This window comes from Spirosoma liriopis (assembly GCF_023196085.1).
Taxonomy (GTDB): domain Bacteria; phylum Bacteroidota; class Bacteroidia; order Cytophagales; family Spirosomataceae; genus Spirosoma; species Spirosoma oryzicola.
Map to the genome: position 1 here is coordinate 1 of NZ_JALPRF010000009.1, position 23,349 is coordinate 23,349.

The following is a 23,349-nucleotide window of genomic DNA, read 5'->3' on the forward strand; positions in this document are numbered from 1 at the left end:
ATTTTCTGGCTGCAATCGGTCAGCATCTGGTCTAAGGTCATGTAAAACTGGCGATAGGTTGGCTCGGTTTCTGGGACCGCATTGATCCGTAAGCTCACCAGATACCTGTCTGTTTTAATGGGATCCAATTGCGCTCACACCAGGTTACTTCGTTGAAGCAAACAGGATAATTTGCAGATCCGTCAGCCTGAGGGGTTTTGCGAGCAGAAACGACTAAAGACTAAACTGAGGAATCAGGTCTTGCCGCTTGGCCGCCTGCTCAGTCGTTAAATACAGTACCGTACGGGCTAGACCTTGTACCAGATACGGTTTCTTACTCGCTTCGAGGATTTGACGGGCGGCTTGCTGCCGTTCTTTCGCCGTCAATTTTGGGGCATCTTTCATGCACTTTGGGAGGATAAGTATGCTTGATTTTTTACTGGCTTCTGAGCGAATTCAGCAAAATTCATCAGCTAACCAAGCTAATAAATCACAGGTACTGATACACGAGCGGGAAACACTCCCCGTCCAGGTAACGGAAGGGATAACAATTCGGATAGAAAAGAGAACGGCTATCGGTAAGAGTTTTTATGGGAAGCAGATATGGGGCAGAAGAGAAGCTTCTAAACCAATAGGCAACCAGGGAGTCAATCATGAGCAGGGCCTTTGACCGCCGGTTAGCACATACGCAACAACGTAGTAAGCTATAAACGCGCCAGCAACTAAAAAGATTACAATTTTGAATAATATTTCAACAAACCAAAAAAAGGACTACTGGTTATTGAAACTCATTAACAATCAACAAGATAACGTTCTCACCAAATGTAAGCCTATTAAACGTTGACAAACAGAAGAACACGACTAGGAACTGTTAACTTTTTAATGAACGTAAAGCATTTGAGTATATCAGTTCTGACTGACCAACCCAACATCTTCGTTCATGCAACCGTTTTGCTTGATCCGATTCAGTAAAATGATGAACTCAAGTTTGATGGGGTTGACGCTACGAAAGGCCGCAATGCGGTCGAACCGTACCGTTAGGTTCGACCAGCCCGGCTTGCCCATTTAGCTATTCGTTATCTCAGTTGAGTCCATGTACTGCCATAGACAAGCTCTATTTCGGCGGATTTAGGTGTGCCGCTTATAGGAGCCACTTTCCTGAGCGGTTACCACTTCGTCGCACTCGGTCAGGACTGCCGGTTTGAGCCGTAGCCAATGGAGTGATAACAACCGGGCCGATCGTACGGACAGCGGCTCTGATATATGAGCCAATTATGAGATTGGACTTGCTAGCTTTTATCTAGTAATAGTTCAATAATCTATTACTAGATAAAAGCTAGCAAGTTCATAAATGTTTACGTGTTTTCAATCAGGCCACGGCCAAGCCTCGTATGTAATATTCTTTGCCCTGACTACCCGTCCGTATATCTACCAGTAAATCCTTACCCTGCCAGCTAACCGGGTCAACACCATTGATAGTCCAGGTGCCTCTTTCTAAGCGTAATTCCGGACCACCCCGGATGATACTCATGATATTAATCAGGACTTTTGGTATGACAACGGCATCGGTCACCGTGAAGAGTTCATTGAAATTGATTCGCATGATTTTATGAATGTAAAGATGAATTGAAAGAGCGGGTTTTATCATGATTCGATAATCAGCAATAGGACCGTGGAAGGCAGCGGCAAAGCATTTGTCAGTAGCGTAAATTCAGCGTGAGAACATCAGATTACGGTGTCTACCTAATCTCTCATGAATAGAGATGGTACCGACTGAATAGGACAGTTCAACTCGAGCGATTAGTGCTCTTCACTGGATGAGCCGAATGAGCTGACTGATAGAATTGATTGCCTAAGCATCCTGGCTGATTGGGAAGTCGAGCATGATGCGCTCAGGAAGTACATTAAAATACGGAGTCAAAACGTGACTGAGCGGAGTAGCGTATTCGTGACGCTTGCTATGCTACGTCGACGAATGAATCAGTAAGGCAGGCTGGACTAATCCCGTAATGCCATCAACAGTTAAACACCTATATGCGGGCAATGTTCAGCCTTCAATGTACTAAAGGTCCCATTATGCCCATTCGATAACGAAGCTCTATCAGCCTACAGCCCTTCCCGCTTTACGGATGATCAATCCATGGGCAGGCTTAGGCTAACTCCGTAAGTAAAACAGGTGATTTCCGGCCTCCAGATAAGCGCGCATGGGATGCCGGTAGAAGTAAACTCGGTCCCGACCAAAAAAAAGCTCGTTCGTTTGGATGAGGACAGGCGAAGAATAAACCATTGGCAAAATGGCCCCAGCCAATTCCGTTGACCTGATTTAAAGCGGGCGTAATGAACGTTAAGTGCTGTTGAGCCGGTGAGAGCGGTCCTACGACATGGGCAGACTGCCGCGTTGCATCTAGCAGATCGGTGATGTCCCGGTGGTGATCCTGATGGCTCACCTCATCGGTGAAACAAATGCGCTTGCCAGCCAGGGCTGACTGTCGAACCATATCACTGACTCGTCTGATGAGCTCGATCCAGCAGAGCTAGCTCTGGAGCGTGAAGGGCATGGAAGGCAGGAAAATCTTGGATTAGAACAGGAAGGCTACCTGCTCCAGATGCTCCATTAATTGCGGCTTTGGCCAAACCTTGTCTGAGGAGTCAATCATATTCAGTGACGACATTTGACTGCCGGTAAGCACGCACGCAGCAACGCTGTTACGTTGTCAACAGCGCGATTCGACAAATGATTGCAAGTCGAGGGTGTTATTTAGAAGTAGCTCTATTCTTATTTGTCAAGACAAGCGGCCTATGAATAATTAGTTTGCCAGTGCTTCTGCTACGTTGATGACTAGCGATTGAAAATAAATAAAGCGATTTATTATCAATCGTGTTCTACCCTAAACTCGATCTCATGGCACATCAGGACAAGAAGAACAAAAACACTAAAAAAATGGCTACCAAGCCCGCTAAAGTAGCTGGTCAGCCTGTGCTGCCTAAATACGCTCGTAACGAAACGGTGATGACGACGCCAACTGTATCGCCCAAAGTGAAAAAGGGTTAACGAAGCCACTTTGATACGTTACCTATGGTCTGCTGGCAATCTTCGCGTTTGAATGGCTGCTCATAACTCCATCCAGGTCGCAGGTTGTTGTCTTCGCTTATACATGCTGAACAGCGTTTGTGAGTGGTTTTTGCAATCAAGAGTATACTCCTTTACCCAATCGTTTTTGTATGGTCACCAACACGCTGGTCATTATTATGGGCTATAGCTCGATCTCACCGAAGCCTGTTCCAAAGGTGTATCTAAACAATCAGTGAGGAAACGGCTAGGCTCCGATTCAGTCAGCAAAACCCAGGGGTTCGTTATGTTAGTGTGGTGCTCGTTTCCTTTGACGATGAATTTACCATCCGTCCTAACGGAGAGATACTGGGGTATTGACAGCTGAGGGCTAGTTCGCTTTTTTTTGTCACAAAAAGCCTGAATTTGATTGGACCATTTACTGAAATCCCTTTCCTGCTGTAAGAAGCACTTAAGGCTCTACTACGCTAATCAGCCATGACGATTATCTTCCAATACCTGTTTACGCAGACCAATAATGGGTTTATTTGCCGGGTTCCGCTTCGCATTTTAGAGGGGCCAGTGCTGGGTAAAGGCACCAGTCCAACTACGGCTGAAGCTGGGGAAGTCGATCTACAGGACTGGGTTGGAAAGAGTCTGCATGTGACCATTCAGTCGGGTATCCATATCATCTTGGGGGTGGCAGGCTGATACCGTATTGATTCTACTTGCTAATCGACGTAATCAGGAAACAGCCTCTGCATGCTGACGCCTGCGAGAAGCCTTGTTTAAAACATTCCCTGGTTTTCCCTTGTATGAAAAAATGGTTTAAGATAACGCTATATGTTCTTGGCAGTTTGGCGGTGTTGGGCTGAATTTGGCGAGTCGGCCAGGCCGATGATCTCGACAAGAATTTAGTTCGACAGTCTCAGCAAAAAGCAGTCGAGGATCTAGCTGCCAGGCCCAATGCCAAGCGCGATTTAGTGATCAATTCATTCAGGTGGCAAAAAAACGACGTGGGTACAGTCGCCTATCATTGGTTCACTGTTTTTAACACCTCCAAGCGGCATACCTATACAAAGTTACCCATACGATTTATCTATTATTCAGAGATCGGAAATGAGGTAGGCTGCATAAATAAGGTGATTGATAGGACCATACGAACTGGGGAATCCATTCGAATGGAAAACGTGGAAACAGAAATACGCTATCAATATGCGGATGGCGCAGATATGGAAATCACAGAGTAAAAACCTTGAGGATGACTCACCTATTTATTGGTTAAGCCGTTTTTCGCAAACCAATCTGGCATCGCCCTGCAAGCGTTATAATAAGCTGACCCAGTTGGCCGTGATAGAACTTTCGGCAACTACCGATTTAGCAAGGGTAGATGGCTTTGCCTTACAGCAGAAAATTTATGTCGATGCGCAACTTAAATTAAAATGTATACCCAATCTGTTTTTTTCCACCGGCGTCGATCAACGAATGGTCATTGATGCCTACAGTTTGTCAGTACAAAGCTTTTTTATCAAACCAGCTACCATCCCAGAACTGGAAAAAATGATCACCGTAATCATCGAGTATTGGTAGCGATGTGCCGCGCCGAATAATTTTTAAATACCGTTTTCCTGATCTATATGGAATAGATCATCAGGCTCCAGAGTCGCACCTGCCCATCAAATACCAACCCCTATGATTCGTTCTGTTATTACAGCTACTGGTAGTCATATTCCGGATACTATCATCCCTAATGAGGCTTTTTTAAGCACCCAATTCTTTACTCCGGAAAGCGTAGCTATACCTAAAGAGCAAGTGGCGCTGTTAACTCAGTTTAAAGCCATTACCGGCATTCAGCAACGGCGCTACGCCCACGCTGACCAGCTAGCCTCAGATCTGGGTTTGTTGGTCGCCAGCCAGGCCCTAACCAGCGCAGGCGTCGATCCGGAAACCTTGGATTACCTGATCGTGGCGCACAATTTTGGCGATGTGGCTCAGGGCAGTAACCGTGTCGACTTGGTTCCTTCCCTAGCCTCTCGAATTAAAGCCCGCTTAGCTATAAAAACCCCCAATTGTGTGGCCTATGATTTGGCCTTTGGGTGCCCAGGTTGGCTGGAAGGGCTTATCCAGGCCAACTACTATATTCGTTCAGGCGACGCCAGGCGCTGTCTGGTCATTGGTACCGAAACCTTGTCGCGGGTTATTGATCCAGCGGATCGGGATTCGTTACTGTTTAGTGATGGGAGTGGCGCGGTTATCTTAGAAGCTCAATCCAATGGGTCAATAGGTTTGTTAGCCCATCATACCCAGACCCATGCCCATCAGCACGTTGACTTTCTGAAGATGGGTAAATCCTATGGGCCTGTTGGTGCCGATAGTGCCGATCTGTTTCTGAAAATGAATGGACGTAAAGTGTATGAATTTGCCTTACAGCATGTACCCCTGGTGATCAAGCAGGCACTGGATAAAGCCGGGATGACGCTAGGGGATGTGAAGCAGGTTCTGATGCATCAAGCCAATGAAAAAATGAACATAGCTATTTTAGAGCGTCTTTTCCAGTTATACGGCCAAGCGGAGCCTCGGCTGAGCCTGATGCCCATGACCATTTCCTGGCTGGGCAATAGTTCGGTAGCCACCCTACCTACGTTGCTGGACTTACTCCAGCGGGGGCAGCTGGTAAATCACCGGCTGGCAGCCGGTGACACGATTGTATTGGCCTCGGTGGGAGCTGGCATGAACATTAACGCGGTGGTCTATCAGTACTAACTAAGCGATCAGCGTTTAGGTGTAGTATAGGGTTAATCTACAGCTATTCTCCTAGCCTAGGTTGCGCCTACCAAAGTGGGCCATCGTGGTGCGGCGAACTGTCAAATAGCCTGCCATAAGTTAATCGAAAAGGTTTACATCAAACTTAAATCGGAGCGCCGAAGCGATAGCCTTTTATACGAATCACGGAGAGTTACTAAGTACTTTATTTTATTGGGCAAGGTTGCGATTGACGCAATCTGTTAGAATACATCTTGTATGGCTCCTTATATAGCTGGAGTTTTTGAGAAGAAGTAAATAATAATTAATCCTTTTCGGTCTAGATCAGTTGTAGAAAGTGATGCCTGGATGCGCAAAGACGCTCGGCTGCCAACTTCCCCTATCAGGGTTAACTGCTCTCGAGCACTTCAAACCTAAACAGGATTGGTTTTACTGGTCCAGATTTTTGTAGTCTTCATGAGCCAACAGCCTGCCTTATGGCTGCTACACATTTAGTCCCGTTTTGTAGATCAGCCGTTTTTGACTTTTTCATAAATTCTGATCGTCTTGCTCCTTTACAGACTAGTTATGCGAATTAATTTTGATGCCCTTTTCCGGGTTATAGATCAGGTCATGATTCCCAAAGTACGGATTAACATCATGAGTGTTATCCGGGGTGGCCCTGAAATGCGGCTGGCGAAAGACAGCTTAACGATTAATGGTGTAGTTCCGGTTAGCTGGCAAGGGAAAGATCTGCTGGTGGATTTACGCTAATTCGGTGAAGTCCAGGAATATAATATTCGAGGTTTAGCAGTTGCCTAAATAGACTACCTACCTGCCTATTGCTGCTCACTATTAAACCCCCAAATAAATTATCAGCTATGGCTACTAATTGGTTAGTTATTATTACTGGTTACGCATCGATCAAACCAAAGCCTCATAAACGGGCTTATCTAAATACGAGTGTTGAGCAGGCTAATCAACGATTTAAACAGCAGTATCCACAAGCCAGAGACATTACGGCGGTAAGTGTTTCCTTTGAGGACGAATTCATCATCAGCGCCAGTGGCGATATTTCAGCCGACTACTAGTCATGCGATTCCTGAAAGGCCGACCTATCCAAGCTGATATGGTAGTTACACAGTTAACATCTTCTCGCCACTTTTCTTAATGGCTATTTGGGTCCAACTTACTCACCAGACGCTTTATCAGTATGAGCGAATGGTCTATCTATCAACTCAACTGATTCGTTTGAAGCCCACGGCTTATTGCCAGGCAGTTATCGAGGACTATTCCTTAACGATTCAACCAGCTAATCATGTGCTGCACTGGCAGCAAGACCCATTTGGTAATTTTATCGCCCGCGTTGATTTTTTGGAAAAAGTAACTCGCCTGTCGATTCAGGTTCAGTTGACAGCTAACCTTCAATCGATAAACTCCTTCGATTTCTTAATTGATGAATATGCTTTGTTTTTCCCATTCGAGTACACTGATTCACTCCAACATGATTTAGCGCCCTACCGAGGGGCTACTGAACATGGAGCTTATCTAACCCAATGGATTGGGCAAATTAGCCATCAATCTCGTCAAGAGACGGTTTCCTTTCTCATCAACCTTACTCAACAGGTTTGTCAGGCCATCATCTACCAGGTACGGCTACAACCTGGGGTACAGGCTGCTGACGAAACGCTCCGACGTTCTACAGGTAGTTGCCGGGATTGCGCCTGGTTATTGGTGCAACTCGTCCGTAAGTTAGGCCTGGCAGCCCGCTTTGTCTCAGGTTATTTAGTGGAGTTGTCCGATTCATTGAGCGACACCTCAACTGATGCTACTAGGGATTCGCTGGCCTTACACGCCTGGACAGAGGTATACCTACCAGGGGCGGGTTGGCTAGGGCTTGACCCCACTTCGGGAATGGTGGTTACCGAAGCCTATATTCCACTGGCGAGTTCGCCTGATCCAGTAGGTGCCGCTGTGATTAGCGGCACAACAGATAGCGCACAAGCTACCCTTTCCTATTCAAGTACTGTTGTTCATTTACCCTGACCTGACTGTCTACGTTGGATCAGGGATTATTTCATAGGGAGTAATAGCGTTCAGGAACTAGTAGCTCAGGAATTATTGTATACCCCGTCATACTTTTAAGACTAATTTCAATCGAGCGCGCGATGGTGGTGACCGGTGTATCAGTGGGTTGGTTCTCAAAGGGGTCTTGTAATTGAATCGCGCTTTTTTCGATTAAAATAAACGCAGCTGATATGAGCGTCACTAGTGGCACATCTAAATAATAATATTGATCATCAAAACAAAAAGGAAGTATACTCGCGAATAGGTAGATGAACACCTGCATATTGAAGGTATAGGTCCGAGGGAAAACTGTATTTTTAATCCGTTCACAGCGCCCCATAGAATCTGTCAAGTTAGTGAGCGTAGCGTTTAGCTGCACCAGCTGATAATCCGTAATTAATGCCTCATCATACAGCCGTCGAATTGCCAACGCATGCTTTACCAGCAGCATATTCGGTGGGTTGTGCGCATCAGCAACCTGCTTAGCTTCTTGTGAAGGAAGAAACTCCTCTAGTCGCTGAGACACTGGCTGTCTGCGTAAGGTATCCCCTAATACGTAACACCAAGCACATTGACGCTCAACAAATGGATGGAGATAGGTTTTGTGGTTAGTATCCACGGGCAGGAAGGTTTGCAATTGCCGAATAAAACTACGGCTATCATTGACAATAGCTCCCCAGGCTATTCTTGCCTCCCACCAACGATCATAAGCTTGATTGGTCCGAAAAGCTAGTAAGAGAGCGATACAGGTTCCCAGAATTGCCGCAATGGAGATAGGGATCTGGAAGGACCAAGGAATAAACCATTTACTGATAACAACCAGATTGGCAAACAAAAAAATCAAAAAGGCCTGTTTTAGTATATGCCGGATGTAGAAACGGATGGAAATCTTATTGTTTAGTAGCATTGAGCTTCTTTATGGTAGTAGCTATTGAGGAGGCACAAACAACCTTGAAGTGACTTTGCTATAGTATATACAAAGCTTCGTTGTTTCAGGTCAAATTGTTTTAGTCACGACTTTACCTAACAATTAACCTGTTAAATACGGATTAGTTCACAGTTTCTTTAAATGCCCAATTGTTGAAGCATATATATGAAAACTCCATCGTCTCATCTAGGAGCGTAATGGTGAGACTGTTAGCCATAACCAAACAAAGAGGTGGCTGGCCTCTATCGCCGGACCGACGCTCGGCAAATTTCCGAGCGCTTCTCCGACCCATCCGGGTACGCTCACCACGGCAGGCATCGCAACGGGCAAACGTGCCGGAGCGGGACCGTTACGAATTTCAATAAGAAAAATCAATATGCATACCTATTGATTTTCAGTTATTTCCAGAACAAACCGAGCCAGATGCTAGCTGACGATGAAGCGCCACTTAAGTGCCGTATAAATGCCGTCCGATCAGTTAATAGGAAACGCTTGATTTGACCTACATTGCCGAAAAAACTCGCTATGTCAACTGGACAAAAAATTAAAGAAATTAGGCTTAAACAGGGAATGACACAACAAGAACTGGCCCTGGAAGCAAACATTAACCTGAGAACTGTTCAACGAATCGAGAATGAAGAGGTAATTCCTCGTAGCTATACACTCAAAATAATTGCAAAAGCATTACATATTGAGGAGTCAGAGCTAATCGATTCGAACCCATCGGGAAATGATCAGCAAAATCCCCGTCAGGGTAAGGCTATGTTAGTATGGCTGCATTTAAGTGGCTTATTTTTATTGCCGGCTTTTCTGACCTGGTTTTTCGAAAAAGAGCATGATCGGGACATTAAGTACCATGGAGCCGATGTGATCAATTTTCAGCTAAGCATGTTGGCCCTTTTACTGCCCTGCTTATTTTTAGCCGGATTGCCTCAGCTAGTAGCTTTATTTACTGTGTTGGTCGTCTTAATCAATACAGTTAGGGTGATCAGGGGTAAATCCTACTACTATCCCTTAACGATCAGAATAATAAAGACCTCATTTGAACCTGTATAATAGGCCGATCCAACCCATTACTTTATGCCAAGTGATTGATATAGTTCGCTACCGTTGAAGAGGAAGTAGGCTAAAGAGGGGCAAATATGACTTATGCTGACAGAAACAGTTTCATCGTAGGGGCGACCCCGCCTGTTTTATAGAAACTCAGCCTAGTCTCATCGCCCTACGGTAGCAGCCAACGGCTATACTGGTGCCTACAGTAGCTTTGCTCCTCTAAACGGGGTTGCATACAGCTAATTTTTATACCTGTTTCATCTCAGACTGAGAGCGTTTTACGATACATAATAAACTCCTGGAACATCAACAATAGCGAATCGCAGCCCCCTTTTAGGCTACTAGTAACTGAATTTTACGGAGTGTGTTCAACCGCTTGAATAGGAAAATCACCCCTGCGACCGTAGGCCTCAAAGCGTAAATACTCACCCCATATTAGGGCTCGGCCTTTCGCCGATTTATGCCAGTCGGCCTGACTAACTCCATACCCCTCTACCTCAGATGGTAGCACCAATGGCCAACCCGTGATCTCGCCTTGTGCATGAAACAGATAGGACCGCATGGTAGCGTAGGAATGGGCTATGAATAACATTTGCTTGGATACTTGAAAATTATACGCTTTCCGGGCTTCTACTACATTTTCTAAGGTATTAGTCGATATGGTTTCTAAGATGAAGCGCAGATCGGTCCGATCTCTATACTTGATGGCGGCTAAGATACGTTCGGACTCGGCTACTGAATCAATTCGCAGATCGTTGTAGCGAGCCACACCACCGGTGATCAGAATGAGCTTGACCCCAGTCGTCTCAATTGCCTGGTTAATGAGTTGTGCTAACTGGTGCTGGAAGACGTTGGAACCAAAGACGAACAGGAAGTCCACGGGCTCTACTAGGTCTTGTCGATAAAAACAGAGACTGGTTAATTCATCAATCAGGGTCTGACTCATCGAAGGTGGCTGAGGAAGTCTTGGAACCTCTCGATTAGGATTCACGGGTTGGCAGGGGCTAGTTTTCGGAGGTAGACCGCTCAATTTTGGCAAAAGACTAAGGTAGGTAAACTATTGGCCTACTTTTTCTAAACACTAGCATTTTATAAAAATGTAGTCGCCGATCAGCGATTCTAGACAAGAATTATTGTCCCATAACGGAGCATTTTATGAGATGTCATTATTGAATACCTGGCAACGCCAGTTGGCCGTATGCAATCATTACTGCTCTAAAAATAATTGTCACCTGATTTATATAAAATAAATCAGGTGACAATAGTATCTGACTTAGAATCGCTAAACAAGGTTCAGCCGTGCCCATTCTTCCATCGTCAAACCAGGGCGACCTACGACCGTTAAAACGTCGTCTTTGACAATTGTCTGCGCTTCCATTTGTCCACTTTTTGCTAATTGCATCGTTATGTAAGCGCTTTCCATATACGCTTTTACCAATACAGATGGAATTTGCTCAATTATCGCTTTCTGGTCGTCTGGATTGAGAACATTGCAGGTAATTTCTTTTCCAGATGCTTTTGACAGGATAGCCGCTACTTGAGGTCCGGTCAATACTTCAGTACTTAAATAGTAGTTGGCTCCGCCGTGTTTTTTGGGGCCTTCACGCAACACTGTAGCGGCTACAGCGGCAATATCTGACGCAAAGACCCATCCTTGTGGCGCATCACCCCAATAGACTGTGAACGAACCTATTTCGGTGATAGGTGGATCTACCGCTAATGAAGTATCTGCAATCACGTTCGGATGAAGATGCGTCCAGGCCATTCCACTGGCTTCGATGTATGTTTCAACCATATCGTGCCACATGAAGTGAGGGATTAGGTCGTGACGGGAAGTAAATACGCCCAGATGAACGATATGACTCACGCCCGCTTTTGAGGCAGCATCGACTAGCAGTTTGCTTTGACGAAGCATGTCTACGGTATAACCAGTCAACAGAAATATTCTGTCAATACCATCCAGCGCATCGGCAAAAGTTTCCGGTTTGTCCAAGTCCAGAACTACTGAATCCCAACCTTGCTGCTGCCATTGATTGGCTTTTTTCTGATCAGTTGTAGAAAGACGGACGGTAATCGAATCACTATTCCTGTCGAGTTCTTCAACAACCTGTGACCCTACTCGCCCCGTAGCACCAATAATCAATACGTTGGCTTTTTCACTTCCGCTACCAGTTGAGGCAGGATTATTTTTCATAACAGTAAAGGTTGACTTATAGGACAAAACTAGCGAGCCAATACTATACATTTGCAACCTGTTACACAAAGGATAGTAGTTACATAAAGGATACTAGGGTGAGAGGGGCTTCAGAAAATCAGACGGAAACGCCGTACAAAAAGGCAAGATTATCCATACAGGATACCTTGGATGTAGTCGGAGGTAAATGGAAATTAGTCTTGATATTTGTTCTTATCGATGGGAAAAAGAGGTTCAATCAACTCTCGAGAGAGGTTGGTATTAGTCCTCGAATTTTGTCGAAAGAGCTACAAGAACTAGAAATGAATGGACTGATCAGCCGCACGGTTTGCCATACCAAACCTGTTACGGTTGATTATGCGCTTACTGACTATAGTAAGACCCTGTCGGATGTAGTTACAACCATGTGTAAGTGGGGGGAAAGACACCGGGAGAAAATTGTTGGTAGCGATTAACGTTCGGCGTAGCGCTGTTTAATTTCATGAGCGCTTTACACTCGGGCTGATGTTGCGATACGTAGCAAAGCAGTAATAAATGTAGGTTGCAGGCACTTCTTTCCCATTTCCAGATCAGTCACATGAACGCTTCGTTGCCTCTATCAGGAGCGTTTAAATGAGAATTGAGAACTTTGAAAGGAAAATGGACAGCCGCTTCTTACCACTGCCGTATAACTGATCAGCTCAAAGCCAGTATGGATTTCCTGACAACCCTTGTCCGCCAGAGCCAGTAAGCAGCCAACAATAGATTAACTAGACCAAACCAGTTCCCAGTCTTGGTATAGAAACTGCTTATTGGAGAAGCGGGTATGCTGCCGATCAAAACCGCTTTGTTACCGGCTGAGGTATTGGCTTCGTATAAAACATGACCTAACCCATCGCTAACCAACAGACGGCCTTGCCGGGCGGTTCTTACCAGGGAGAAGCCATTTTCAACTCCCCGTACTAACGCCATGCGGGAATGCAGCCAAGCGTCAACGACAAAATCATTGGCGGGTACAAATAAGCTAGTAATCGGCTCGTTGCCGTACCGGCGCATCGTGCCAGGAAAATCAAGGTCTTTACAAATAGCAACACCCGCTTTCTGACCAGCCAGCTTAAACAGGCCTACTTGGTCACCGGCGGTGAAGTGACCCTCAAAGCCTCTCACCAGATGGTTTTTAGTATAGTCAGCGACGATTTCCCCCTTCCCATTAATAACCAATGCCGAATTGCGGGCCTGGGGTTGACTGAAATCAGCGAGTCCATCCACCAGATCGACCTCATAACGGTGGGCAGTCCGCTTGAGGGAAGCTATGACTGGTTGATACGTGTCTAGGCTTAATCGGATAGCCGTTTCTGGAAGCACAACAACGGTTGCGCCTTGTGCGACAGCTGACGAAATAGCTTGTGAATAATCATCAAGAAGACGCTTAAGTTGGCCAGCAGTAGCCTGCTGGGCTTTGTGATGTCTACTCTCTTCCAAGGCCACTAATCCCACTTTGAAGCCCGATAAAGGCTTTTGGCCACTGATACGATACCAACTATAGAGAAACGACAGGCCATACACCAAGAAGGCACTACTCACTAAGTAGGAAATCCAGTGCCGGTTTCGTTGATAAGCCCAACAACCCAGGGCGACTAGGGCGGGGAAAAAGCTGACCAAAAACGTAATGCCCAAACTACCTGTTACCGATGCAATCTGAATCAGCGGTACCATATCCGCTTGGGTATAGGCTATGCTGGTCGCCGTTCCGTCGGGTGAAAACGTCCCGACCAAGTATTCGAAGCTAGTCATTAAGACCGGGTAGGTGAAAACAGTGTACCAGGAATCAAGATGGTGGGTGATGGTAGTTGACCAAACAATGATGCGGGCAAATACATAGGCCAGTGCCAGAGTAAGCAGCAGGGCCGGAATGATCGAAACGACGGTTTGTAAATAAGTTAGCCAACTCAGTCTTCCCAGTAAACAGGCTGCGAAAGCCAACCAAAAACTGGTTCTTGGGGAGCGGTAGTATGCCAGACCTAAAAGAGGAGTCGGCGCTAGCCAGACCAGATACCAATAGTTTCCGGTCAGGGCGTTACCAAAGTACCATGCCAAAGCAGAAGTTGCCAGAAGCAGAGCGGCACAAATAGTTTGTTTATTGAGCTTTATCCAAAGGTGTCCCAAGGCACGTTTATTATTCGTTTGTATAATTCACTGGGCATTTATGAGTTTACCTATACCTGGACCTGACGTAAATTAATTTTATAACGCGTCCAGGGGTAACTAGTCGGTTCAACGCTGAGTTAGCGCTACAAACGGGAACCAACTCAGCGCTGAACCGGTTGAGAATACATAAGCCAATGCGCATGTATTAAATCTTTGACCGATAATGGATACCAAATCCCTCGTTAAAATGGCTAAATCCCTCAGCGATCCGCACCGCCTGCAGCTCCTCAAGGAAATTGCCAAAGGGACAAACCGGGGGTGTGCCGATTTGTTTGAGGCCGTTCCGATCAGCCAACCGTCTATGTCCCAACATTTGAAAGCGCTTTCGGATGCCGGTTTGATCGAGTCGCATAAGGAAGGCCGTAATAAATTTATATCGATTAATCCAGCTAAGCTGCAGGAGTTGGAAAGTTTCCTACAGTCCTTAAAAATAACCTAGGCTATGCTGACCGGAAGACGATAATGGTTTTCTGTTACTAAATACATAAACACTTAATTATATGTGTATGTATTTATTGACTCATTCATTAAGCACACGTTAAGAAGGCCTTTTAGCGAATACAGTCCGTTGCGAGCCAATCCAAGCTTCTTTGTTCAATTACATAAGTGTATAATTATCTATTAATGTGTTTAATTTACTAACACCGTCACCGGTTCACCCCGGCAAATCCGGACAACCACATTTGCCAAGCCAACTGCGTGAGCCCTGGCTTATGAAACTAGGCACATTGCTGGCTGGCTGCTGTTTGCTAGCCAGTTGCGCCGAGCAGCCAACTTCCGAGCAGGCAGCGCCCCCGGCTTTACCCGTAGCCACCGTGCAAACCAGCACCCAAACTACCTATCAGGACTATCCTGTGGCCATTGAAGGGATCGTTAATGTCGAAATCAGGCCTCAGATCGCCGGAATACTCGACCGTATTCTGGTCGACGAAGGAGCCGCCGTGCGGCAGGGACAGCCCCTGTTCAAGATCAACGATGCCCCCTACCGAGAGCGGTTGAATACGGCGCTGGCCGCCCAATATGCAGCAGAAGGCGCTCTGGTTAGTGCCCAATTGGAGGTCGATAAATTTGCGCCCCTGGTGCAGAATAAAGTCGTCTCCGATATTCAGCTAAAAACGGCACAGGCGGCCCTGACGGTGGCAAAGGCCAACCTGCAGCGCGCCGAAGCCGAGGTCAGTAGCGCCCGCATCAACCTGGGTTATACACTCATTAAAGCCCCCGTTAGCGGCTACCTGGGGCGCTTGCTAATCAAGCAGGGCAGCCTGATAGGACCTACTGATGCCCAAGCCCTAACCCAGCTCTCTGACGTACACCAAATACACACCTACTTCTCGCTGGGAGAAGATGATTTTCTCTCCTTTCGCAAACAATACGCCGGGCAAACACTTCCCCAAAAGCTGGCCCACGTGCCCCCGGTGGCCCTGGTACTGGCTGACCAAAGCATGTTCCCGGTACGGGGGAAAGTAGATATGGTGGACGGGCAGTTTGATAAGACGACGGGGGCCGTGACGCTGCGCGCCACCTTCCCCAACGCCAATGGACTGCTGCGCTCGGGCAACACGGGCACCATTCGGCTGGCCCTGGCGCACCCCAACGTGCTGCTGGTACCCACTGCCGCCACCGTAGAGCTGCAGGACCGCGTATTTGTGTACGCGGTGGGCGACAGCAACCGCGTCAGCCGCCAAGCCATCACCATTCAGGGCAAGAGCGGGGCCAACTACCTGGTGAGCGAGGGCGTAAAAGACGGCGACCGCATCGTGCTGCAAGGCATTGACCACTTGCAGGAAGGTCAACTCATCCAACCGACTCAGGGGCCTAAACCCAATGCCGCCGTGGCGGGCAGGGTAGCCGTCCAATCTGTTCAGAATTAATCGTTTCCCCTCATGTTTACCGTATTCATTGAACGGCCCGTGCTGGCCACCGTCATCTCCATCTTGCTGGTGATTGTGGGAGCGCTGGCCTTGTGGAAGCTGCCGATTCAGCAGTTCCCCGACATTGCGCCCCCCACGGTGCAGGTCACGGCGCTCTACCCCGGCGCCAACGCCGAAACGCTGCTGCGCTCGGTGGCGCCCTCGCTGGAAGAAGCCATTAACGGCGTCGAGAACATGATGTACCTGAAGTCGACGGCCAGCAACGATGGCACGCTTGTCATTCAGGTGAGCTTCACCCTAGGTACCGATCCCGACCAGGCTGCCGTGAACGTGCAGAACCGGGTGGCCCAGGCCACCAGCCAGCTGCCCAGTGAGGTGGTGCAGCAGGGCGTAACGGTGGCCAAGCAGCAGAATAGCCTGGCGATGATTGTGGAGCTCTACTCGGATGACCCCAAGAAGTACGATCAGACCTTCCTGGACAACTACGCGCAAATCAACCTGATACCAGAGCTCAAACGCATTCCGGGCGTGGGCTCAGCCGCCGTATTCGGGGGCAACAAGGCCTACGCCATGCGCGTCTGGCTGAACCCGGCCCAGCTGGCTAGCTACGGTCTCACGCCGGCCGAGGTGATGGCCGCCATTCAGGACAAAAACCTGGAGGCCGCCCCCGGCCGCCTGGGCGAGAGCAGCCAAGAATCATTTGAGTACGTCATCAAATACAAGGGCAAGCGCAACAAGCCCACGGACTACGAAAACATGATTATTCGGGCCAACGCCGACGGCTCAATGCTGCGCCTTAAGGACGTGGCGCGGGTAGAATTTGGCTCGACGACCTACAACACCTCCGTGCGGATTTCGGGCAAGCCCGGTATGAACGTGGCCATCTTCCAGTCGGCGGGCTCCAACGCCAACGAGGTGCAAATTGCCGCGGGCAAGGTCATGAAGAAGCTGGAAAAGGACCTGCCGAAAGGGGTCAGGCAGCTAACCCTGCTCAGTACCAAGGAAGCGCTGGACTTGTCCATCGAGCAGGTTGAGCACACGCTCCTGGAGGCCTTTGTCCTGGTGTTTATCGTCGTGTTCCTCTTCTTACAGGATTTTCGCTCGACGCTCATTCCCGCCATTGCCGTGCCGGTGGCCATCGTGGGCACGTTCTTCTTCATGCAGCTGGTGGGCTTTACCATCAACCTGCTGACGCTCTTTGCCCTGGTGCTGGCCATCGGCATCGTGGTCGATGACGCCATTGTGGTGGTGGAGGCCGTGCACAGTAAGCTGGAGGAAGGCACCCACTCGGTAAAAACAGCTACCAGGAAGGCCATGCAGGAGATTACCGGGGCCATTATTTCTATTACCCTGGTCATGGCAGCCGTGTTTCTGCCGGTGGGCTTGCTGGATGGCCCGACGGGGGTATTCTACCGCCAGTTTGCCTTCACAATGGCCATTGCCATCCTTATTTCGGCCGTCAACGCCTTAACGTTGAGCCCCGCGCTGGCAGCCCTGTTCCTCAGGCACACCCCGCACGAGCACGCGGCACCGAGCACGGTTAAAACCCGCTTTTTTGCGGGCTTCAACCGTAGCTTCGAGCGGCTGACTGCCCGCTACGTGGGCAGCATTAAGTTTCTGGTGCGCCACAAGTGGGTGGGCCTCAGCGGCCTGGTGCTGGTTATAGCCCTCACCGGCTGGCTGGCCAAGCGCACGCCTTCCGGCTTTATTCCGAATGAAGACCAGAGCTTCGTGGCCGTGGCCGTGACCCTGCCGGCTGGTGCATCGCTGCACCGCACCGAGCAGATTGCCCAGCAAATCGAAGCGCAGTTAATCCCTCTGCCGGCTATTGAGGTCATCAACATGATGGCCGGCTTCAACATCCTGGCGTCGGCCAACAGCCCCTCGTCCATCACGCTATTTGCGCGCCTGCGGCCCATTAAAGACCGCGGGGCGGAAAAGGACATTGAGGGCATCATGGCCATTATACGCGAGAAAATGACCACCATTAAGGGGGCGGACATCTTTGTATTTACTACGCCTACCGTGCCGGGCTTCGGCAACGTAGAAGGCCTGGAAGTGGTGTTGCAGGACCGCACCGGCGGTGAGTTGCCCAAGCTGGGCCAGGTCGGGCAGGCCTTTATCGGCGAGCTGATGAAGCAGCCGGCTATTGGCGTGGCCTTTACCTCGTTCCGGGCTGACTACCCGCAACTGGAAGCAGAAGTAGACGAAGTAAAAGCCGCCCAGCTGGGCGTAGGCGTGAAAGATGCGCTGCAAACCATGCAGGCTTACTTCGGCAGCGCCCAGGCCACCGACTTCAACCGCTTTGGCAAGTACTACCGGGTGGTGGTGCAGGCCGACAAGGCCAGTCGCGCCGACCTGACGGCCCTCAACGGCGCGTTCGTGAAAAACAACCGGGGCGAGATGGTGCCCCTGGCTACGCTGGTGCGTTTCAAGCGGGTGTTCGGCCCAGAAACGGCCTCGCGCTACAACCTCTTCAACGCGCTGACCATCAACGCGACCCCAAAGCCGGGCTACAGCTCCGGCGATGCCATTAAGGCCGTGGAACGGGTGGCCGAGACGTACTTACCCGCGGGCTACACCTACGAGTTTTCGGGCCTGACCCGCGAGGAAATCTCCTCGGGCAACCAGTCAACCGTCGTCTTTTTGATGTGTATTGTGTTTGTGTACTTCCTGCTGGCGGCCCAGTACGAGAGCTACATTCTGCCCTTTGCGGTGCTACTCTCGCTGCCGACGGGCATTTTGGGGGTGTTCGCGGCCATTGGTCTTGCGGGCATTACCAACAACATCTACGTGCAGGTGGCCCTGATTATGCTCATTGGCCTGCTGGCCAAGAACGCCATCCTGATTGTGGAATTTGCCTTGCAGCGTCGCCACGCGGGCGAACCGTTGGTGCAGGCCGCGCTCAATGCCTCGGCCTCGCGCCTGCGGCCCATCCTGATGACCTCGCTGGCCTTCGTGGCGGGGATGCTGCCCATGATGAACGTACAAGGCCCATCGGCGCAGGGCAACCATTCGATCAGCATCGGCGCGGCCGGGGGCATGGTCACGGGCGTTTTGCTTGGCCTGTTTCTCATCCCGGTGCTATTCGTGATTTTTCAACGCCTGCATGAGCGAATTAGCGGTACTTCTCACCCGGTCACGGCTCACCCGACCCCGGTACCCGAACCCGAACCGATTAACTAATCCATGACGACTACCCAAAAAACGCGCTGGCACCGCCCCACCCTAGGGCTCCTAGGGCTGGCTTGCCTGCTACTGGTTTCGGCCTGCAAAGTGTCGAAAGACGTGCCGATGCCGACGCTGGGGCTACCCGCTACCTACCGCACGGCTCCCAACGCCGATACGAGTTCCGTGGCAGGCTTGCCGTGGCGGAGCTTCTTCACCGAGCCAGCCCTGCAACAACTGCTGGATAGCGCTACGGTGCGCAACAACGACCTACAGCTAGCCATCCAAAACATTACGTCTGCGCAGGTTGCTCTCCGGCAAGCGCGGTTGGGCAATGTGCCGGCCGTGACCCTGCAGGCTGGCGTGACCACCAACCGGCCCTCAGCCAACAGTCTGAACGGCATTTCTTACCGTCAGTTCCTGGGGGTCAATCACCTCGAAGACTACAATCTGGCCGCGGTCGTGAGCTGGGAAGCCGACATTTGGGGCAAAATACGCAGCCGCAAGGCAGAGGCCCTGGCGGCTTACCTGCAAAGCCAGGAGGCCCGCAAAGCGGTGCAAACCCAGGTAGTGGCCCAGGTAGCAGAAGGGTATTATAACCTGCTGATGCTGGACACCCAACTAGCCGTAGCCCGGCGTAATGCGGCGCTTACGGACAGTACATTAGCGATTACTCAACTTCAATTTACCGCCGGCCAGGTGACGTCCCTGGCCGTCCAGCAGATCGAGGCCCAGCGGCTGACCGCGGCTGGTTTGATTCCGGCTTATGAGCAGGCCATTACCGTGCAGGAACATGCCCTGAGCACACTGGTGGGACGGTTGCCGGGCGATGTCCGGCGCTCGGGTAACCTGCTGGCGATGGAGGTGCCGATGATAGCCGCGGCTGGGGTACCCTCGGCGCTCTTGAGCCAGCGGCCCGATGTACGCAGTGCCGAACTGGCGCTGGAACGAGCCAATGCAGCTGTGGGGTATACCAAAGCGCAGCTTTACCCGACGCTGGCCATCACGACCCAGGGGGGGCTTAACGCCTTCCAAGCCAGTAACTGGTTCAGCATCCCGGCCTCCCTGTTCGGGCTGGCGACCGGGGGGATCACCCAACCGCTGCTCCAGCGCCGGGCGCTGCGCACCCAGTATGAGCTCAGCCGGATTGACCGGGAGCGGACGGTCATTCAATTTCGTCAGCAGGTACTGGTTGCCGTGGGCGAAGTATCCAATGCGTTGAGTCAAATCACCAAAACGCAGACCCAGCAAGCTTTAGCGTCGGACCGTGTCCGCGCCCTGCGCCAGGCCACCAGCAATGCCAATCTCTTATTCCGTAGTGGCCTGGCTACCTACCTGGAAGTCTTGACGGCTCAAAGTAATGCGCTGCAAAGTGAACTGGAACTGGCTTCGCTGAAACGTACCCAGTTGGAAGCGAACGTGGAGCTGTACCGAGCCGTGGGTGGCGGCTGGCAGTAGCTAAACGGCCTCGCGTCAAGCAGACCGGAATATCCTTACACGAATGGGTTGTATGGCGTAGCCGACCTAAGCAGGGCCATCGGTAGTTGCCCGAAAAGTCAAATGCGCCTACCTTAAAACCAACGACAATGGAAACCCAGTCACTCGTCAAACTGGCCAAGTCCCTCAGTGACCCGCACCGCCTGCGTATTCTACAGGAAATGGCTCGGGTGCAGTGGTTGGCATGCGCCGATTTATACGCGTTTGTGCCCATCAGCCAGCCTACTATGTCGCAGCATGTGAAAGCGCTGGTGGATGCGGGCTTTGTTGATTCCCAAAGAGAAGGCCGCCATATATACCTATCCATTAATCCAGTCAAGCTACAAGAACTGAATGAGTTTCCACACTTGCTCAACGTCAGCCAACTACCCCGAATCAGTAACTAGTATGAAACATACGTACGTAATGGTTTATGAAAACGTGTCGTTGCACCCCATCGCGCAAACAACGTCTACAACCAGATAAATGAGTAACTACCATGGCTATACCTAAGCAGATGCACCTAATTGCACAGCTGGCCAGTGGCCAGGGCATCGAACAGGGTGGGTGGCGGTGGCCCACCGAAGCTGCCGGGGCCTTTATCAACGAGGACATCTACCTCAAAGCAGCCCAATTAGCCGAAAAGGCGAAGCTCGACGGTTTATTTATGACGGATGTACCCAGTGTCAACGTCGACCTGCGCAACCAGCCCCCACAAGCCAGCCTCGACCCGGTGGTGCTGATGGCTCTGATGGCCAAGGCCACCGAGCGCCTGGGCCTGGTAGCCACCATGTCCACCTCCCTTAGCGAGCCCTACACCATTGCCCGGGTCATGCGCTCGCTGGATCTGGTGAGCAAGGGCCGCGTAGGCTGGAACGTGGTGACTACGGGCACCCAGGAAGTGCTGCTTAACTACTTCCCCGGTGTTCTCGATCATAGTCACAAGCACGCCCGTGCCCTGGAGGTGTGGGAAGCCGTGCTACGCCTGTGGGGCAGTTGGCCGGAGGGGGCCCTGAAACTGGACAAGGCGGGTATTTTTGCCGATGCCGCCCAGATTCAACCCATCAACTTCGAAGGCAAGTATGTTACCACGCGAGGCCCGATTCTGCTACCGCCCTCGCCCCAGGGCCAGCCGGTGATATTCACGGCCGGCGGGGGGCAGTACGGCTATGCGTTTGCAGCCACCAAAGCCGATGCCATGTACAGCAACCCGCCCACGCTCGATTACGCCAAGGCCTTCTGGCGGGAGCTATCAGCCAGCATCCGCCAGGCCGGCCGCAACCCGAATCAGTTTACCATCTACAATGGCATCGGGGTATCGATTGCTTCCTCGGAACAGGAAGCGCTTCAACGCCGGGCCAGACTCGACGAGATGGGCGACCCGGCCTCCCGCCGGCAGTACCTGAGCCACATGTTGGGCATTCCGGTAGCCGAGCTGCCCCTGGACGCGCCCATTCCGGCCGCCTTGCTCCAGCGGGCTCGCCCTAATGCCCGCGACCAACGCTCGCCCTACGCCTACGACCTGGCCATGAAGGGTTTCACCATTCGGCAAGTGTTGGCCCACGGCCCCATCAACTACCACCCCATTTTTTTAGGCACGCCTGAGCAGGTGGCCGACAAGTTCCAACTCTGGTTTGAGGCTGGTGTGGGAAAAGGCTTCTGCGTAGTGCCCGATTCGGGTCTGGAATCGCTAACCGATTTTGTGGAGCAGGTCGTGCCGATTCTGCAAAAGCGTGGTCTGTTGCGTACGGAGTACAGCGGCACCACACTACGGCAGCATTTAGGCTTGCCCTACCAGAATGGCTTTCCTGATAAAGACTGAAACGTTTCACAATCAATTAACCAGTAAAGTAACGACTATGAAGATTGGAATCATTGGCACCGGCCCTGTTGGTGGCTCTCTCACCAAAAACCTGGCTGCTCTCGGCCACCAGGTGAAAGTGACCAACACCCGCCAGCCGGCCGAGTTGGCTCAAAAAGCAAAGGAGCTGGGCGCTAGCCCTGCCACCCTGCAAGACGTGGTACGAGACGTGGACCTGGTTTTTATCGCCGTGCCCTTCAAGGTACTTGACGAGTTTCCCAAGGACCTATTCCGGTCGTTGCCCCCCGAGGTAATTGTGGTAGACACCGGCAACTACTACCCCTTCCGGGACGAGAAGATCGACGCGCTGGAGCAGGGCACGCCCGAGAGTGTACTGGCGGCCGAGCAATTGGGTCGATCCATCATCAAAGCCTTCAACAACCTGCTGGCCGAAACAATTGCCAGTGGTGGTACCGCCCCCGGCACGCCCGGCCGCATCGCCCTTTCCATTGCGGGCGAGGACGAGCAGGCCAAGCAAGTCCTGGCCGACCTCTGCAACGATCTTGGCTTTGACGTAGTAGACGGGGGCACCCTGGCCGACTCCTGGCGGCAGCAGCCCGGCACCCCGGCCTACTGCACCGAGCTCACGGCCCCGGAGCTAACCCAGGCCCTGGCCAACGCCGTGCCCGGCAAGGCTCCGCAGATACGCGACGAAATTATCTCGGCGCTGATGCAACGCGAAGCCTGGCCTACCCGCCAGGAAGTGGTAGCTGGCAACCGCGCCAAGCAGCAGGGTAAAATGTAGGTGGTCCCAGTGCCCCGCGTAGTTACTTT

24 protein-coding genes are annotated in these 23,349 nt (G+C 50.8%); 16 read left to right on the forward strand and 8 right to left on the reverse strand.

The features are described 5' to 3' along the window. Positions 1-213: 213 nt before the first annotated feature. The 4 genes from M0L20_RS26780 to M0L20_RS26795 all read right to left on the reverse strand — a co-directional run bounded on the left by M0L20_RS26780 (position 214) and on the right by M0L20_RS26795 (position 2,477). A complete protein-coding gene (locus M0L20_RS26780; RefSeq protein ID WP_232563672.1) occupies positions 214-384 on the reverse strand; it encodes a hypothetical protein in 171 nt (56 codons plus the stop codon). 501 nt (positions 385-885) lie between these two features. Beyond that, positions 886-1,044 (reverse strand): hypothetical protein, encoded by a 159-nt coding sequence (locus tag M0L20_RS26785; RefSeq protein WP_232563673.1) that lies wholly within the window; start codon positions 1,042-1,044, stop codon positions 886-888. Positions 1,045-1,348: 304 nt separating this feature from the next. Further along, complete coding sequence (locus M0L20_RS26790; RefSeq protein ID WP_232563674.1) at positions 1,349-1,582, reverse strand: hypothetical protein; 234 nt, start codon at positions 1,580-1,582, stop codon at positions 1,349-1,351. A gap of 547 nt (positions 1,583-2,129) precedes the next feature. Further along, complete coding sequence (locus M0L20_RS26795; RefSeq protein ID WP_232563675.1) at positions 2,130-2,477, reverse strand: hypothetical protein; 348 nt, start codon at positions 2,475-2,477, stop codon at positions 2,130-2,132. A gap of 404 nt (positions 2,478-2,881) precedes the next feature. Here M0L20_RS26795 and M0L20_RS26800 point away from each other — a divergent pair, with 404 nt between their 5' ends. From M0L20_RS26800 to M0L20_RS26830, 7 genes are all read left to right on the forward strand, one after another. Continuing rightward, a complete protein-coding gene (locus M0L20_RS26800; protein WP_232563676.1) occupies positions 2,882-3,031 on the forward strand; it encodes a hypothetical protein in 150 nt (49 codons plus the stop codon). A gap of 495 nt (positions 3,032-3,526) precedes the next feature. Beyond that, positions 3,527-3,739: a hypothetical protein gene (locus tag M0L20_RS26805; protein WP_232563677.1), complete on the forward strand. Its 213-nt coding sequence runs from the start codon at positions 3,527-3,529 to the stop codon at positions 3,737-3,739. Between the two features lie 504 nt (positions 3,740-4,243). Then, entirely contained in the window at positions 4,244-4,618 is a 375-nt protein-coding gene (locus M0L20_RS26810; protein WP_232563679.1) for a response regulator, read from the forward strand. A gap of 102 nt (positions 4,619-4,720) precedes the next feature. Then, positions 4,721-5,791: a 3-oxoacyl-ACP synthase III family protein gene (locus M0L20_RS26815; RefSeq protein WP_232563680.1), complete on the forward strand. Its 1,071-nt coding sequence runs from the start codon at positions 4,721-4,723 to the stop codon at positions 5,789-5,791. A gap of 567 nt (positions 5,792-6,358) precedes the next feature. Next, positions 6,359-6,544, forward strand: coding sequence for a hypothetical protein (locus tag M0L20_RS26820; protein WP_232563681.1), 186 nt, complete (start codon positions 6,359-6,361; stop codon positions 6,542-6,544). A 107-nt stretch (positions 6,545-6,651) separates the two neighbouring features. Continuing rightward, the gene (locus M0L20_RS26825) at positions 6,652-6,861 is read left to right on the forward strand and encodes a hypothetical protein (protein ID WP_232563682.1); all 210 of its coding nucleotides are present in this window, start codon (positions 6,652-6,654) and stop codon (positions 6,859-6,861) included. A 79-nt stretch (positions 6,862-6,940) separates the two neighbouring features. Further along, positions 6,941-7,816, forward strand: coding sequence for a transglutaminase family protein (locus M0L20_RS26830; RefSeq protein WP_232563683.1), 876 nt, complete (start codon positions 6,941-6,943; stop codon positions 7,814-7,816). Positions 7,817-7,847: 31 nt separating this feature from the next. On the opposite strand, the gene M0L20_RS26835 is transcribed toward M0L20_RS26830, so the two are convergent. Beyond that, positions 7,848-8,744 (reverse strand): bestrophin family protein, encoded by an 897-nt coding sequence (locus M0L20_RS26835; RefSeq protein WP_232563684.1) that lies wholly within the window; start codon positions 8,742-8,744, stop codon positions 7,848-7,850. 546 nt (positions 8,745-9,290) lie between these two features. Here M0L20_RS26835 and M0L20_RS26840 point away from each other — a divergent pair. After that, positions 9,291-9,821: a helix-turn-helix domain-containing protein gene (locus M0L20_RS26840; RefSeq protein ID WP_248480295.1), complete on the forward strand. Its 531-nt coding sequence runs from the start codon at positions 9,291-9,293 to the stop codon at positions 9,819-9,821. A 352-nt stretch (positions 9,822-10,173) separates the two neighbouring features. Here M0L20_RS26840 and M0L20_RS26845 read toward each other — a convergent pair whose 3' ends face one another. Both M0L20_RS26845 and M0L20_RS26850 read right to left on the reverse strand, forming a co-directional pair. Further along, positions 10,174-10,698, reverse strand: coding sequence for an ElyC/SanA/YdcF family protein (locus M0L20_RS26845; protein ID WP_248480297.1), 525 nt, complete (start codon positions 10,696-10,698; stop codon positions 10,174-10,176). 402 nt (positions 10,699-11,100) lie between these two features. Next, positions 11,101-12,012, reverse strand: coding sequence for an NmrA family NAD(P)-binding protein (locus tag M0L20_RS26850; protein WP_248480299.1), 912 nt, complete (start codon positions 12,010-12,012; stop codon positions 11,101-11,103). A 98-nt stretch (positions 12,013-12,110) separates the two neighbouring features. Here M0L20_RS26850 and M0L20_RS26855 point away from each other — a divergent pair, with 98 nt between their 5' ends. After that, positions 12,111-12,467, forward strand: coding sequence for a winged helix-turn-helix transcriptional regulator (locus M0L20_RS26855; protein ID WP_232563688.1), 357 nt, complete (start codon positions 12,111-12,113; stop codon positions 12,465-12,467). Between the two features lie 220 nt (positions 12,468-12,687). Here the strand turns inward: M0L20_RS26855 and M0L20_RS26860 are convergent, their stop codons facing one another. Beyond that, positions 12,688-14,088 (reverse strand): nitrilase-related carbon-nitrogen hydrolase, encoded by a 1,401-nt coding sequence (locus tag M0L20_RS26860; RefSeq protein WP_248480301.1) that lies wholly within the window; start codon positions 14,086-14,088, stop codon positions 12,688-12,690. A 274-nt stretch (positions 14,089-14,362) separates the two neighbouring features. On the opposite strand from M0L20_RS26860, the gene M0L20_RS26865 reads away from it, so the two are divergent. From M0L20_RS26865 to M0L20_RS26895, 7 genes are all read left to right on the forward strand, one after another. After that, positions 14,363-14,638, forward strand: coding sequence for an ArsR/SmtB family transcription factor (locus M0L20_RS26865; RefSeq protein WP_232563690.1), 276 nt, complete (start codon positions 14,363-14,365; stop codon positions 14,636-14,638). 274 nt (positions 14,639-14,912) lie between these two features. Further along, on the forward strand, positions 14,913-16,070 hold the full coding sequence (locus tag M0L20_RS26870; protein ID WP_232563691.1) for an efflux RND transporter periplasmic adaptor subunit: 1,158 nt from the start codon (positions 14,913-14,915) through the stop codon (positions 16,068-16,070). A gap of 12 nt (positions 16,071-16,082) precedes the next feature. Next, entirely contained in the window at positions 16,083-19,256 is a 3,174-nt protein-coding gene (locus tag M0L20_RS26875) for an efflux RND transporter permease subunit (protein WP_248480303.1), read from the forward strand. A gap of 3 nt (positions 19,257-19,259) precedes the next feature. After that, a complete protein-coding gene (locus M0L20_RS26880; RefSeq protein WP_232563693.1) occupies positions 19,260-20,696 on the forward strand; it encodes a TolC family protein in 1,437 nt (478 codons plus the stop codon). 128 nt (positions 20,697-20,824) lie between these two features. Further along, positions 20,825-21,121 carry an ArsR/SmtB family transcription factor gene (locus M0L20_RS26885; RefSeq protein ID WP_232563694.1) on the forward strand — a complete coding sequence of 99 codons (297 nt, stop codon included), beginning with the start codon at positions 20,825-20,827 and terminating at the stop codon, positions 21,119-21,121. A 110-nt stretch (positions 21,122-21,231) separates the two neighbouring features. Then, the gene (locus tag M0L20_RS26890; protein ID WP_248480305.1) at positions 21,232-22,536 is read left to right on the forward strand and encodes an NtaA/DmoA family FMN-dependent monooxygenase; all 1,305 of its coding nucleotides are present in this window, start codon (positions 21,232-21,234) and stop codon (positions 22,534-22,536) included. Next, positions 22,514-23,320 carry an NADPH-dependent F420 reductase gene (locus M0L20_RS26895; RefSeq protein ID WP_232563696.1) on the forward strand — a complete coding sequence of 269 codons (807 nt, stop codon included), beginning with the start codon at positions 22,514-22,516 and terminating at the stop codon, positions 23,318-23,320. Before M0L20_RS26890 ends, M0L20_RS26895 begins: the two co-directional genes overlap by 23 nt. The last annotated feature ends 29 nt before the right edge of the window (positions 23,321-23,349 follow it).